The organism is Pseudomonas sp. Pdm06 (assembly GCF_014851795.1).
Lineage (GTDB): Bacteria > Pseudomonadota > Gammaproteobacteria > Pseudomonadales > Pseudomonadaceae > Aquipseudomonas > Aquipseudomonas fluorescens_AA.
In genome coordinates this window covers 22225-34974 of the sequence record NZ_JACVAH010000021.1, presented here as the reverse complement: position 1 = coordinate 34974, position 12750 = coordinate 22225, and the positions used below count along the sequence as shown (strand labels likewise).

Genomic DNA, 12750 nt, shown 5'->3' with positions numbered 1-12750 from the left:
AGCGAAAGAATCGAATCCACGGTCCTGAAGGCGATATTTCTCTTTGTGGCGAGGGAGATTTCGCAGCCTGCGATGAGGCTGCGCGGTGTGGTAGGAGCTGTCGAGCGAAGCGAGGCTGCGATCTTTCCCCAGACACTTGAGTCCCAAGCGAAAAATCAAAAGATCGCAGGCTTCGCCAGCTCCTACAGGGATCCCTCGCCGCAGTAGCCATCCATGAATGAACGGTGTCGCGGTTCAGGCAGGTTTGGCCCCATACCAGCGAGGCGTGTACACCCAGTTTCCGCCGGACGCCCGCGGGAACACGCAGGTGGTGGAGGAACCGATCAGGACCATGGTGCGCATGTCCACCTGCTCGGCCGTGAGCTGTCCCAACGTGATGACACGCAGGGTCTGGCCCGGACGGCCGATGTCACGCCCCAACACCACCGGTGTCTCCGGCGTGCGGTGCCGGGCGACGATTTCCAGCGCACGCCCCAATTGCCACGGTCGCGCACGGGAAATCGGATTGTAGAAGGCCAGCGCCAGATCGGCTTCGGCAGCCAGGTCCAGACGCTTTTCGATGATCGACCAGGGCTTGAGATTGTCCGACAGCGACATCACGCAGAAGTCATGCCCCAACGGCGCACCGGCCTGGGCGGCGGTCGCGAGGGAGGCGGACACGCCGGGCAGGATCTCCAGGTCCACCTGATGCCAGGCCGGGTCGCTGGATTCGTGCAACGCTTCGAGCACCGCCGCCGCCATGGCGAAGACACCCGGGTCACCGGACGACACCACGATCACCGAACGCCCCAGGGCAGCCAGTTCAAAGGCGTGACGAGCGCGCTGCATTTCTTCGCGGTTGTCGGTGCAGTGCAGCACTTGATCGTCGCGAAACGGGCCGGCCATGCGCACATAGGTTTCGTAACCGAGCACATCGGTGGCCCGCGCCAGTTCGGCTTTCACCGCCGGCACCATCAACTCGGCCGCGCCCGGCCCCAGGCCGATCACCGCCAGGCGGCCGCGCGGACGCCCGATTCGGCCCACATCCAAGGGCTGCGCGGCGACGGCGATGACCAAGTTGTCCGTTGCCGAAACGAGGGTCTCCGCCGGCATCGAGTTGCGGGCCAAGGTGGCGGCATCGCCTGTCGCCGCCACAAAGCGCAGCGCCACCCCGAGTTCCAGCGCGGCTTCACGCAAGGCCGTGCTGGCCATCAGCGTATCCGCCGCCACCAGGCACGCCAGGCTCGCAATCGCCACGTTGGCTTGCTGCAAAGCTGCACGAACGGCGCTTGGCAGATCAGCCACCTCGGCGCTCACCACCACCGCGACACTGCGCGGATAAATCAACAGCTCATGGGCACTGGCCTCACGCTCGGCATGGCTAACGTGGATCGTGCGCCGGGCTTGCGGGTCTTGGGGCAACTGCGCTTGATCCAGCCACGGTGCTGCACCTTCGATGCGCACCGGCTCGCCGGCCAACAGGTCGGAGACGAAGCGCTTGCCTTGCTCCAGGTCGCCGAGGCTGTAACCGCTGGGTGGATTGAGCAGGCACGTGCCGAAACGCAATTCACCGCTGGTGGTGATCGCCGGCGCGACCTGCAGCATTGCCGCGATGTCCCGAGCCATGCCATTCACCCCGCCCAGGCCGCCCAGCAGCGGCACCACGGCGCTGCCATCCTCGGCCACTGCCAGCACCGGCGGTTCGGCGCCTTTTTCCAGCAACAGCGGCGCCAGGGTACGGATGACAATGCCCGCTGCGCACAGGGCAATGATCGGCGTGTCCTGTTGATAAAGTTCGCGCAACGTCGCGCCGAACTCGAGGTATTGCCGATCACCCTCGACCCGTCCGGCCAGGCCGTGGATCAGGGCGTCGGGGTAACACTGCTGGATCCGTCGGGCTGTTGCCAGGCTGCCGGGGCCGAGGATGACGATGGCCGGCGTCTTGGCGGCCATCAACCCTGCCACCGTTCGCCCGGCACGATGATCAGCGAGAAGTACGGCGAAGACATCGGCTCGACTTCATCCAGCGGCACGATTTTCTGGTTGGCCATGGTCGCTCGCTCGACGTACAGCGCTCGCCCGTCCATGCCCAGTTCCTGGAGCACCTGGCGAACCTTGGGGAAATTGCGTCCCAGCTTCATGATCACCGCCGCATCGGCATCGGCCAGGCGACGTTTGAGATCGTCGTGGGGCAAGACACCGGAGAGCACCGACAGGCTCTGGTTGCGATAGACCAGCGGCGCGCCGAGCACCGAAGCGCCGCCCAGCATCGAGCAGACGCCGGGAATGACTTGGGCCTCATAACGCTCGGCCAGGCGATCGTGCAGGTACATGTAGGAGCCGTAGAAGAACGGGTCGCCCTCACAGATCACCGCCACGTCGCGACCGGCATCCAGGTGCACGGCCAACTGTTCGGCGGCGGTGTCGTAGAAATCGGCGATCACTTGTTCATAGGAGAGCGGCGCAGGCAGCACCTCGGTGGTGACCGGGTAGACCAATGGCAGTAACGTCTGCGCGTCCTGCAAATGGGCCTCGATGATGCCGAAGGCGTTGCCCTTCTTGCCCTTGGCGACGAAATACGCCACCACGGGCGACTCGCGCAGCAGGCGCAGGGCCTTGACCGTAATCAGTTCCGGGTCACCGGGGCCCACGCCGAGGCCGATCAGACGTCCAGGCTGCTGCATCATTCAATCTCCGTGGCGAGGGCGTTGACGGCGGCGGCGGCCATGGCGCTGCCGCCCAGCCGGCCTTGCATGATCACGAATGGCACGCCACGGCTGTTGGCCGCCAGCATCGCCTTGGACTCGGCGGCGCCGACGAAGCCCACCGGAAAACCGAGGATCAATGCTGGTTTCGGCGCGCCGGCATCGAGCATTTCCAGCAGGTAGAACAGCGCGGTCGGTGCGTTGCCGATGACCACGACACTGCCTTCCAGGTGCGGGCGCCACAACTCCAGCGCTGCCGCCGAACGGGTGTTGCCCAGTTCCTGGGCCAATGCCGGTACGCGCTCGTCGCGCAAGGTGCAGATCACCGGATTGTTGGCTGGCAGGCGAGCCCGGGTCACGCCTTCGGAGACCATCCGCGCATCGCACAGAATCGGCGCACCGGCGGCCAGCGCCTGGCGCCCGGCCGTGCCCGCGCCCTCGGAAAACTGCAGGCCATCGATAGCCTCGACCATGCCGCAGGCGTGGATCACCCGCACGGCGAGTTTCTCCAGGTCGGCCGGAATGCGCGCCAGGTTGGCTTCGGCGCGGATGATCGCGAAGGAGTTGCGATAGATCTCCTGACCGTCGCGGATGTAATCAAGCATCAAGGGGGCTCCGGGGGCGAGCGTCGAGCCAGTGGCCGAGCGCTTCAATAGTCAGATTGTGTGCCTGCAACGCGCCGAAACCCGGCAACGTGGCATCGCGAAAATACAGGTCGTAACGACCGGGGGCGACCGCCAGCAAGGTGGCAGGCGCGACGTGGGCCGCCGCGCAGGAACGCGGGCAGCCGGACAGATGAACCTTCAGGGTTTGGCCCTGGCGTTGCAGTAGCTCGGCCAGTTGGCGGGCGTCGGCCTTGGTGTCGGCCAAGGCTTTGCCGCAGCCACTGGAGCCAGTGCAGGCGATGAGTTGCGCCAGGGGTTGCTCGTTCGAACCTAACAGCCCCAACCCCTCAAGCCGCGCCAGCACTTCGTCGGCATCCGCGCGGCGCACGTTGGGCAGCAGCAGGCTTTGCCAAGGGCTGAAACGCAGGCTCGCGTCGCCCTTCTCCCGCGCCAGTTGCGCGGCCCCCCGCAGCATGACCGCATCGAGCCGGCCCAGGGGCGCCGCCGCGCCGACGTAGACACGGTCGTCGTGCTGGGGATGAACACCGAGGTGCAGTCCATCGATGGCCCCATCCCGCTGCCAATCCAGGCACGCTTGCAAGGGCACGCGGCGGGCCAGCCGGGTCATGAATTCATCCACAGAGACGTCAGCCAGCAAGTGGCGCATGCGGATCTGGTCCGGGCGGGCCAAGTCGAGGAACAACTCCAGCACCGCCACCACCAAGGCATGCCCCTGGGCCAGGGGCACCCTGCCCGCCAGTTTATCCCGCGGGGTGCCGGCCAAGCCGAAGGCCAGCCAGGGCTCGCCGTTACGGACAAGGGCCGAGAGCCACAAGTCGTGGTGATGTTCGAGCATCGCCAACGCCTCTCCGCCGTCCAGTTGCACGGCGAACTTGGCCGACAGTTCATGGAAGCGTTCATGGGTTTGCAGGGTGACGAGGATCTGCTCGGCCAACGGGCGGGTGTCGAACAGCATCTGCCGGTCGATCCCGGCCGCGGGGCTGAGCATCAGGTTGCGCACGTCATCACCCGCCGGCTTGCGCGGGCCAAGCCCGGCGGCCAGCAACGGCTCGATCAGCGCGTCATGCCCGGGGCCGATCCCGCGGATTTGCAGGTTGGCCCGGTTGGTCGCCTCGATCACACCCCCGGCGAACCGCTCGGCCACCGCCGCCACGGCCTCGGCCTGATCCGCCTGGATGGCACCGCCGTCGAGCTTGATCCGACAGATCCCACCGTCCAGCGCCTGGACGACACGCAGCAACCCCGGGCAACCCGAGGGGCGGATGACGTTGGCGGATGGACGTTCGTTCAAGGGCAAACCGGCAGATAAGACACGCCATGACGGCGAAGGACCGCCATTATGCCTGCTTTGCCGGGGGTCATGAAAAGCTTGCTGGTCGGATTGAAGCCAGAGAGCTCAAGAACACGGGCTGCCTGATCCTATGATGTTGTCTGTACCGGCGCCTTCGCGGGCAAGCCCGCTCCCACAGTGTTGATTGGGGGGAGCACAAATTTTGTACCCGCCGAAATCCCTGTGGGAGCGGGCTTGCTCGCTCCCACAGGGAATTTGGGGTGAACACAGAATCTGTGCACAACCCGACCAAAACTGTGGGAGCGAGCTTGCTCGCGATAGCGGTCTGGCAGCCACAATGATGTTGCGCCAGGCGCCTGATTCGCCGGGGCGCGGTATGATGGCGGCCCGGTTCGCGGCGGCAACACGCCTGTCGATCAACCCATTCATTCGAGGAACAGAGATGACCCCCTGGCTGACCGTAGTGGGCATCGGAGAAGAAGGCTTCAAGGGCTTGGGCCGAACGGCCCGGCATGCCTTGCTGCGGGCATCGCGCATTCTCGGCAGCACCCGTCAGTTGGAGCTGCTGCCACTGTGCATCCGCGGCGAACGGGAATTGTGGCCGAGCCCGTTCTCCCTGGAACCGTTGCTCGCTCGGCAGGGTGAACCGGTGTGTGTACTGGCCAGCGGCGACCCGATGTTCTACGGCGTGGGGGCGAGCCTGGCGAAACAGCTGCCGAGTGATCAGATGCTGGTCATCCCCGCGCCCTCCTCTTGTTCGCTGGCCGCGGCGCGCATGGGCTGGCCGTTGCAGGACGTGGTCACGCTGTCGCTGGTGGCGCGTCCCCTGGCGGCGCTCAATGGGCATTTATCCACAGGCGTCAGGCTGTTGCTACTGAGCAATGACCGCCACAGCCCTGCCGCCGTGGCGACGTTGCTGCGCGAGCGAGGGTTCGGCCCAAGCGCCATGACCGTGCTGGAACATCTGGGAGGTGCGGCGGAACGACGGATCGACGGTAGCGCCGCGCAATGGTCCGATGGCACCGTCGCCGACCTGAACCTGATCGCCGTCGAATGCCGGGCCGAACCGTCGACGCCGCGCCTGTCACGCCTGGCCGGCTTGCCGGACAGCGCATTCGAGCATGACGGCCAGTTGACCAAGCGTGACGTGCGGGCTATCACCCTGGCCCGTCTCGCGCCGACACCCGGTGAGCTGTTATGGGACGTCGGCGCCGGCAGCGGCTCCATCGGCATCGAATGGATGCGCGCCCACCCCAGCTGCCGAGCCCTGGCTATCGAAGCCGACGAAGGCCGGCAAGGCTTGATCGAACGCAACCGCGACACCCTCGGCGTGCCCGGCCTGCAACTGATTCGCGGCAGCGCCCCACAGGCGCTGGACAACCTGGAGCGTCCAGACGCAGTGTTCATCGGTGGCGGCGTCACCCGCGAAGGCGTGCTCGACGCCTGCTGGGCCCAACTCAAGCCCGGCGGTCGGCTGGTCGCCAACGCCGTAACCCTGCAAAGCGAAATGACCCTGATGCACTGGCGCGAACGTCATGGCGGTGAACTGACCCGCATCCACATCGCCCAGGCCCAGCCGTTGGGCGAATTCGACACCTGGCGCCAGGCCTTGCCGATTACCTTGCTGGACCTGACGAAACCTCTCGATGCGTGACGAAACCGCCGAACAACCCGCCCCCCTGCGCAGCGGCCTGACCACCGGCAGTTGCGCCACGGCCACCAGCCTGGCGGCGGCCCGTTTGCTGCTGCGCGGCACCGAAGCCGACGCCGTGGAAATCGTACTGCCCAAGGGCAAGCAGGTGCAGATGCGCCTGGAGTTCTGTCGCCTGACCGAACAAGGCGCCGAAGCCGGGACGATCAAGGACGCAGGCGATGACCCGGACGTGACCCACGGTGCCCTGCTATTTTCCCAGGTGCGCCTGATCGCCGAACCCGGCGTGCGTTTCGTCGCCGGTCGCGGCGTAGGCACAGTGACACGACCGGGGTTGGTGCTGGGTGTCGGTGAGCCGGCGATCAACCCGGTGCCACGCAAAATGATCAACGATCACCTAGGCCGCCTGGCCGAGGAAAGCGGTTATGCCGGTGGTTTCGAAGTCACGGTCAATGTCGAGGACGGCGAAGCCCTGGCGCTGAAAACCATGAACCCGCGACTGGGCATCCTCGGTGGCCTGTCGATCCTCGGCACCAGCGGCATCGTCCGGCCATTCTCCTGCGCGGCCTACATCGCCTCGATCCACCAGGGCATCGACGTGGCGAAGACCAACGGTTACCTGCACATCGCCGCGTGCACCGGCAATGCCAGCGAAGACACCATGCGCCGGGTCTACGACCTGCCGGAAATCGCCCTGATCGAAATGGGCGACTTCGTCGGCGCCGTACTCAAACATGTACGCAAGGTACCGGTGGAAAAACTCAGCCTCTGCGGCGGCTTTGGCAAGATCAGCAAACTCGCCGCCGGCCACATGGACCTGCACAGCCGTCACTCGAGCATCGACCTGCCGCAACTGGCCGAATGGGCGGCCGCCATCGGGGCCGATGAGGTTTTGCAGCAGAGCATCCGAGACGCCAACACCAGCCAACAGGCCCTGGCGATGGCCAGCGCCGCCGGCGTCGCCCTCGGCGATGCGGTGTGCGAGCACGCGCTGGCCTTCGCTCGCAGCGTGGTACCGGCCCAGGTCCAGGTCGAAGTCTTCGCCATCGACCGCCAGGGTGGGATCGTCGGTCACGCCGGAGGCTTCCAATGAAACGCATCCTGCTGCTCGGTGGCGTCACCGAAGCCCTGGCCATCGCCCGCACCCTGGGACCCAATCACATCTACAGCCTGGCTGGCATCGGTCGCGTCCCCACCGACCTCACCTGCCAGGTCCGCGTCGGCGGCTACGGCGGCGCCGAAGGCCTGGCGCAATTCATTCGCGACCAAGGCATCGACCTGCTGCTGGACGCCACCCACCCCTACGCCGCGCAAATCAGCCACAACGCCGCCCACGCAGCGCGCGCCTGCGGCATTCCCTGCTGGGCCCTGCGCCGTCCGGCCTGGCAGCCCCAGGCCGGGGATGACTGGCGCGAAGTGGCCGATTGGGCTGAACTGATCCAGGCCCTGCAACCCTTCCGCCGCCCGCTGTTCACCCTCGGCCGTGAACCGCTGCAACACCTGCACGAAATTCCGCCAGAGCAATTCTGGACCCTGCGCGCCCTGGACGTTTATCCCGGTAATGAACGCTGCGAAGTCATCGGCGCACGCGGGCCGTTCCACATCGAAGGCGAGCGCGAGCTGTTCGAACGCCGGAAGATCGATGTGCTGATCAGCAAGAACAGCGGGAGCACGGCCACTGAGCCAAAGCTGGAGGTGGCGCGGGAGCGGGGGGTGCCGGTGTTGGTTTTGCGGCGGCCGGTGTTGGCGGGGGTGGATCGGGAGTTTGGAGAGATCAATGAAATGCTGGACGCTTTATTCGTACAAAACGGGTTCTGAATTCAGCGCATTCGCGCGACATTTCTGACAAGTTTTCAAGACGAAGCCGGCTGTTTCGTCCAAGACGTTCAATTCTATAGTTCCGCTCCTTAATACCCACCGCAGCACCTGGCAGTCATTCAGCATGAGCGACCCGTCTCGTGCCGAGGAAAGTGCTGCTTGCCAATATGTATCCCAAGGAATACGATCCAAATGATCGAATTTGAACAGTCCCGAGTATTCTCAACCTGGCTTGACGGGTTGAAGGACATTGCTGGGAAAGCTCGCATCATTGCCAGGCTCCGATCGGCAGAGCATGGGAATTTTGGTGATTGCGAACCGGTGGGTAACGCAGTGTATGAGATGCGTATTCACTCGGGTCCTGGCTACAGAGTGTACTTCTCCCGTCAAGGCTCCGTGCTTTATTTGCTGCTTGTGGGAGGTGACAAATCGACTCAGAAACGGGATATCGCACGCGCTGTTCAAATGGCGCAAACCATGGGTAATGAGGAGTGAATCATGACTGAAGAATTCACACGTTTCGATGCAGCCACCTACCTCAAGACGCCTGAGGAAATGGCCGCTTATCTGGATGCCTGTTTTGAAGAGGATGCGGGTGACGGCGTACTGGTTCGGGCAGCTCTTAACGATATTGCCAGGGCAAAGGGCATGACGCAGATTGCTCGTGATGCAGGCCTGGGACGAGAGAGTCTTTACAAAGCACTGGGAAGTACGGGCAATCCGGAGTTCACAACTATCATGAAAGTCATGAAAGCTTTGGGCTTGAGGTTACATGCGACGGCCATTTGACAGAGGTTCCCTTCCCTCCTGTATTGGAGTGATTGAATACCGATTGATCAAAAACACGCGACGAGGGAACTTGCTCCCTCGCCACAAAAGCACTCACTTGAAGATCTGTTGATACTGTTAACACCAGCCCTGCGACCCTATACCGCACACGCCTTTTTTACTTCTCAACCCCGATCAGGCTAAATACCGCCACCTGATCGCCCAACCGAGCGGATTGCCCCATGTCCCGACAACGGCTTGCATTTGCCTGGATCGCCTGCTTCGCAGTGCTGTTCAACATGCTTGCCATGCCGCTTTCCAACAGCGGTGGCGCGACTGCCAATTCGCCAGCCGAGCAACTGCTGTGGGGCAGTTTCTGCTCGTCCAGCGGCACGAAAATGGTCGCGATTTCCCTGGGCAAGCTCGAACAGGGCACACCACAGAAAGACAATCACTCGACGATGCAGCATTGCTGGTGCTGCGCCGGCACCGCGTCGCTGGTGGCACTCACCGGCCATGCCCCGCAACTGTACCTGGATGCCCGGCTCGATCATCGCGGCATCGCCCAATCGAAACTCGATAGCCCCACGCCCCGCCAACAATGGCCAAGCCTCAATCCCCGCGCCTCGCCCCTGGTCTGATTCTTTCCGCACACACCTGCGCCCTGAATCGTTCCGGAGAATCGCCATGTTGAACAGACTTATCCTGCTGGCTGCCCTGTTGCTTCCCATCGGCTTTGCCCAAGCTCACCAGTACAAGGCAGGCGATCTTGAAATCGCCCACCCGTGGTCTCAAGAGTTGCCGCCCAATGCGCCTACCGTGGCCGCGTATTTCGTCATCCACAACGGCGGCACCAGCGACGACAAGCTGCTCAGCGTCGACTCACCCATCGCCGGCAAGGCCGAGCTCCATGAGCATGTGATGCAAAACGACCTGATGAAAATGCAACCGGTTTCCGACGTCGATATCGCCCCGGGTGCGACTGTCACCTTCGCACCGATGGCGTATCACGTGATGCTGCTGGAGTTGAAGGACCGCAGCCTGCTCAGCGACGGCAAGCGCTTCCCCGTGACCCTGCATTTCGAAAAAGCCGGGGATGTCACGGTCGAGGTTGCGGTGCAGAAAAAAGCGCCCGACGGCACCAAGACACACATGCACGCCCAGTAGACGTAGCCGCCCGTGCACGCCCTTCGCGCCAGGCCATCCATGCCCCGCCGTCAGCCCATGCGCTTGACACGCGGCAGCTGGATCAGCCTGTTCGCCATGCTGATGATCTTTATCGGTCCGCTGATTTCCCAGTCGATGCCGATGGATCAGCGCATGCCTGCGAGCATGAACATGAGCATGTCGATGGACATGAGCATGGACATGCCGGCGGGAGTCCACGCCGAACATGAGGCCTCAACCGACGAACACTGCCCGCCCCAGCGCGAGCACCACGCACTGTGGGAAAAGTGTGGCTATTGCAGCCTGCTATTCAACTGTCCGGCGCTGACTGGCAGCCAGGGCTTCGCCACCTTTGAAACACCACTGGCCAACACCTACACCGCCCCCTCCCCGCGCCTGGGCCATGCTCGCACCGCATTCTTCCCGGGTGCCCGCACCCGCGCACCGCCCCTCGACGCGTAAGCCGACACTCCACTCACCGGTCGTACAAGACAGCTCCAGGCTGCCCGACCGTGTCGTCTACGTTTGTTCGATGGAATCATCATGTCCAGGTTTTCTGCTGGCATCGCGTTGGGCTCTGCCCAGGTTCGCTGCCCCCTGAACGAGCCACCGGTTCGTTTGCGCCAAACCATCGCCGCCCTGTGCGGCCTGCTGCTCACTCCTCTCGCGCTGGCCGACGAGCACGAGCATCACGACCATCAGGTCGAAGAACTGAGCCCGACGGTCATCACCGCCATCGCTCCCAGCTCGCCGCTGACCGTCGTCACCAACCCCAAGGACCCGCGCCAACCGGTGCCGGCCAGTGATGGCGGCGACTACCTCAAGACCATTCCGGGCTTTGCCCTGGTGCGCAACGGCGGCACCAATGGCGACCCGGTGCTGCGTGGCATGTTCGGCTCACGGCTGAACATTCTCACCAACGGCAGCATGCTGTTGGGTGCTTGCCCAGGCCGGATGGACGCGCCGACCTCCTATATCTCGCCGGAAACCTACGACAAGCTCACTGTCATCAAAGGCCCGCAAACCGTACTCTGGGGCCCCGGCGCCTCGGCCGGGACCGTGCTGTTCGAGCGCGAGCCGGAACAGTTCGGCGAGCTGGGCACCCGGGTCAACGCCAGTGTGCTGGCCGGCTCCAACGGCCGTTTCGACAAAGTGGTGGATGCCGCCGCCGGTGGCCCGCTGGGCTATGTACGGGTGATCGGCAACACCGCCCATTCGGACGACTACCGCGACGGCAACAACGACACCGTGCCGTCGCGCTATGACAAGTGGAATGGCGACGTCACCCTTGGCTGGACGCCGGACGCCGACACCTTGCTGGAATTGACGGCCGGCAAGGGCGACGGTGAAGCGCGCTACGCCGGACGCGGCATGGACGGCTCACAGTTCAAGCGCGAAAGCCTCGGGCTGCGTTTCGAGCGCTCGAACATTGGCGAGGTCCTGGACAAGGTCGAGGCCCAGGTCTACTACAACTACGCCGACCACGTGATGGACAACTACACGCTGCGCACGCCGTCCGGCACCGGGATGATGGCCGGGCCCATGGCTTCCAACGTCGACCGCCGCACCCTCGGCGCGCGCATCAAGGCCACCTGGCGCTGGGCCGATGTGCAATTGATCAGCGGCCTGGACGCCCAGACCAACGAGCATCGCCAACGCAGCAGCATGGGCGTCGACACCTACAAGGGCCTGCCGTACACCAAGGACGCCGACTTCCACAACTACGGGGTGTTCGGCGAACTGACCTGGTACGCCGCCGACCGCGACCGGCTGATCACAGGTGCCCGGCTCGACCGCGCCTCGGCCAAGGATTACCGCCAGAGCATCGGTTCCGGCATGTCGGCCCGCCCCAACCCCACCGCCGACGACACTCGCGCCGACACACTGCCCAGCGGTTTTGTCCGCTACGAGCACGACCTGGACGACAGCCCCACCACCCTCTACGCAGGCCTCGGTCACGCCCAGCGCTTCCCGGACTACTGGGAGCTGTTCTCGCCGAACGTCGGCCCCAGCGGTTCGTTGAATGCCTTCGACGCGATCAAGCCGGAGAAAACCACCCAGCTCGACTTCGGCCTGCAGTACAAGACCGAAACCCTCGAAGCCTGGGCGTCGGGTTATGTCGGCCAGGTACGCGACTACATCCTCTTCGACTACACCCCCGGGATGATGGGCACCACCTCCCGGGCCGAGAACATCGATGCGCGGATCATGGGCGGTGAATTGGGTGCGGCCTACAAGCTGAGCGAGCGCTGGAAAGCCGACGCCACCCTGGCCTATGCCTGGGGCAAGAACAGCAGCGACGGCAGCGCCCTGGCGCAAATGCCGCCGCTGGACGCACGCCTGGGCCTGACCTACAGCGAAGACCGCTGGAGCGCCGGGGCCCTGTGGCGGGTGGTGGCGGCGCAACACCGTGTCGATGAAAACAAGGGCAACGTGGTGGGCAAGGACTACGGCAAAAGCTCGGGCTTCGGCGTGTTCTCGCTCAACGGTGCCTATCGCATCAATCAACACTGGAAGGTCAGCAGCGGCGTCGACAACCTGTTCGGCAAAGCCTACGCCGAACACTTGAACCTGGCCGGCAACGCCGGGTTCGGCTACCCGGCGAGCGACCCGCAGGCCATCAACGAACCGGGGCGCACGCTCTGGACCAAGGTGGACATGAGTTTCTAACCGGCACCGGAGATCTGTCAGCAAGGACACAAACTGTGGGAGCGAGCTTGCTCGCGATGGCGAAGGCACATTCAA

Annotated in this window: 13 protein-coding genes; 9 read left to right on the top strand and 4 right to left on the bottom strand. The window is 64.2% G+C overall.

Annotation, left to right across the window (positions count from 1 at the left end):
* Positions 1-234: 234 nt before the first annotated feature.
* From cobJ to cobG, 4 genes are read right to left on the bottom strand one after another with little or no spacing between them, the layout of a single operon-like run.
* Positions 235-1932 (bottom strand): precorrin-3B C(17)-methyltransferase, encoded by a 1698-nt coding sequence (cobJ, locus tag IB266_RS27475; protein WP_192263633.1) that lies wholly within the window; start codon positions 1930-1932, stop codon positions 235-237.
* On the bottom strand, positions 1932-2663 hold the full coding sequence (locus tag IB266_RS27470; protein WP_060739361.1) for a precorrin-2 C(20)-methyltransferase: 732 nt from the start codon (positions 2661-2663) through the stop codon (positions 1932-1934). The genes cobJ and IB266_RS27470 overlap by 1 nt, the downstream gene beginning before the upstream one ends.
* Positions 2663-3289 (bottom strand): precorrin-8X methylmutase, encoded by a 627-nt coding sequence (locus tag IB266_RS27465; RefSeq protein WP_060739362.1) that lies wholly within the window; start codon positions 3287-3289, stop codon positions 2663-2665. The genes IB266_RS27470 and IB266_RS27465 overlap by 1 nt, the downstream gene beginning before the upstream one ends.
* Positions 3282-4601, bottom strand: a complete 1320-nt coding sequence (gene cobG, locus IB266_RS27460; protein ID WP_192263631.1) for a precorrin-3B synthase — start codon at positions 4599-4601, stop codon at positions 3282-3284. The genes IB266_RS27465 and cobG overlap by 8 nt, the downstream gene beginning before the upstream one ends.
* Positions 4602-5043: 442 nt before the next feature.
* Between cobG and cbiE the strand changes: the two genes are divergently transcribed.
* The 9 genes from cbiE (at position 5044) to IB266_RS27415 (ending at position 12675) form a co-directional block, all read left to right on the top strand.
* The gene (cbiE, locus tag IB266_RS27455; protein WP_192263629.1) at positions 5044-6255 is read left to right on the top strand and encodes a precorrin-6y C5,15-methyltransferase (decarboxylating) subunit CbiE; all 1212 of its coding nucleotides are present in this window, start codon (positions 5044-5046) and stop codon (positions 6253-6255) included.
* Positions 6248-7345, top strand: a complete 1098-nt coding sequence (locus tag IB266_RS27450; RefSeq protein WP_192263627.1) for a cobalt-precorrin-5B (C(1))-methyltransferase — start codon at positions 6248-6250, stop codon at positions 7343-7345. The genes cbiE and IB266_RS27450 overlap by 8 nt, the downstream gene beginning before the upstream one ends.
* Positions 7342-8070 carry a cobalt-precorrin-6A reductase gene (locus IB266_RS27445; protein ID WP_192263625.1) on the top strand — a complete coding sequence of 243 codons (729 nt, stop codon included), beginning with the start codon at positions 7342-7344 and terminating at the stop codon, positions 8068-8070. Before IB266_RS27450 ends, IB266_RS27445 begins: the two co-directional genes overlap by 4 nt.
* A 192-nt stretch (positions 8071-8262) precedes the next feature.
* On the top strand, positions 8263-8565 hold the full coding sequence (locus IB266_RS27440) for a type II toxin-antitoxin system RelE/ParE family toxin (RefSeq protein WP_060739368.1): 303 nt from the start codon (positions 8263-8265) through the stop codon (positions 8563-8565).
* 3 nt (positions 8566-8568) lie between these two features.
* Positions 8569-8859: an addiction module antidote protein gene (locus IB266_RS27435; RefSeq protein WP_024617344.1), complete on the top strand. Its 291-nt coding sequence runs from the start codon at positions 8569-8571 to the stop codon at positions 8857-8859.
* A 221-nt stretch (positions 8860-9080) separates the two neighbouring features.
* Entirely contained in the window at positions 9081-9479 is a 399-nt protein-coding gene (locus tag IB266_RS27430) for a DUF2946 domain-containing protein (RefSeq protein WP_192263623.1), read from the top strand.
* Between the two features lie 46 nt (positions 9480-9525).
* Positions 9526-10005 carry a copper chaperone PCu(A)C gene (locus IB266_RS27425; RefSeq protein ID WP_192263621.1) on the top strand — a complete coding sequence of 160 codons (480 nt, stop codon included), beginning with the start codon at positions 9526-9528 and terminating at the stop codon, positions 10003-10005.
* 39 nt (positions 10006-10044) lie between these two features.
* Entirely contained in the window at positions 10045-10467 is a 423-nt protein-coding gene (locus IB266_RS27420) for a DUF2946 domain-containing protein (RefSeq protein ID WP_192263619.1), read from the top strand.
* Between the two features lie 81 nt (positions 10468-10548).
* Positions 10549-12675, top strand: coding sequence for a TonB-dependent copper receptor (locus IB266_RS27415; RefSeq protein ID WP_192263616.1), 2127 nt, complete (start codon positions 10549-10551; stop codon positions 12673-12675).
* Positions 12676-12750: the final 75 nt, after the last annotated feature.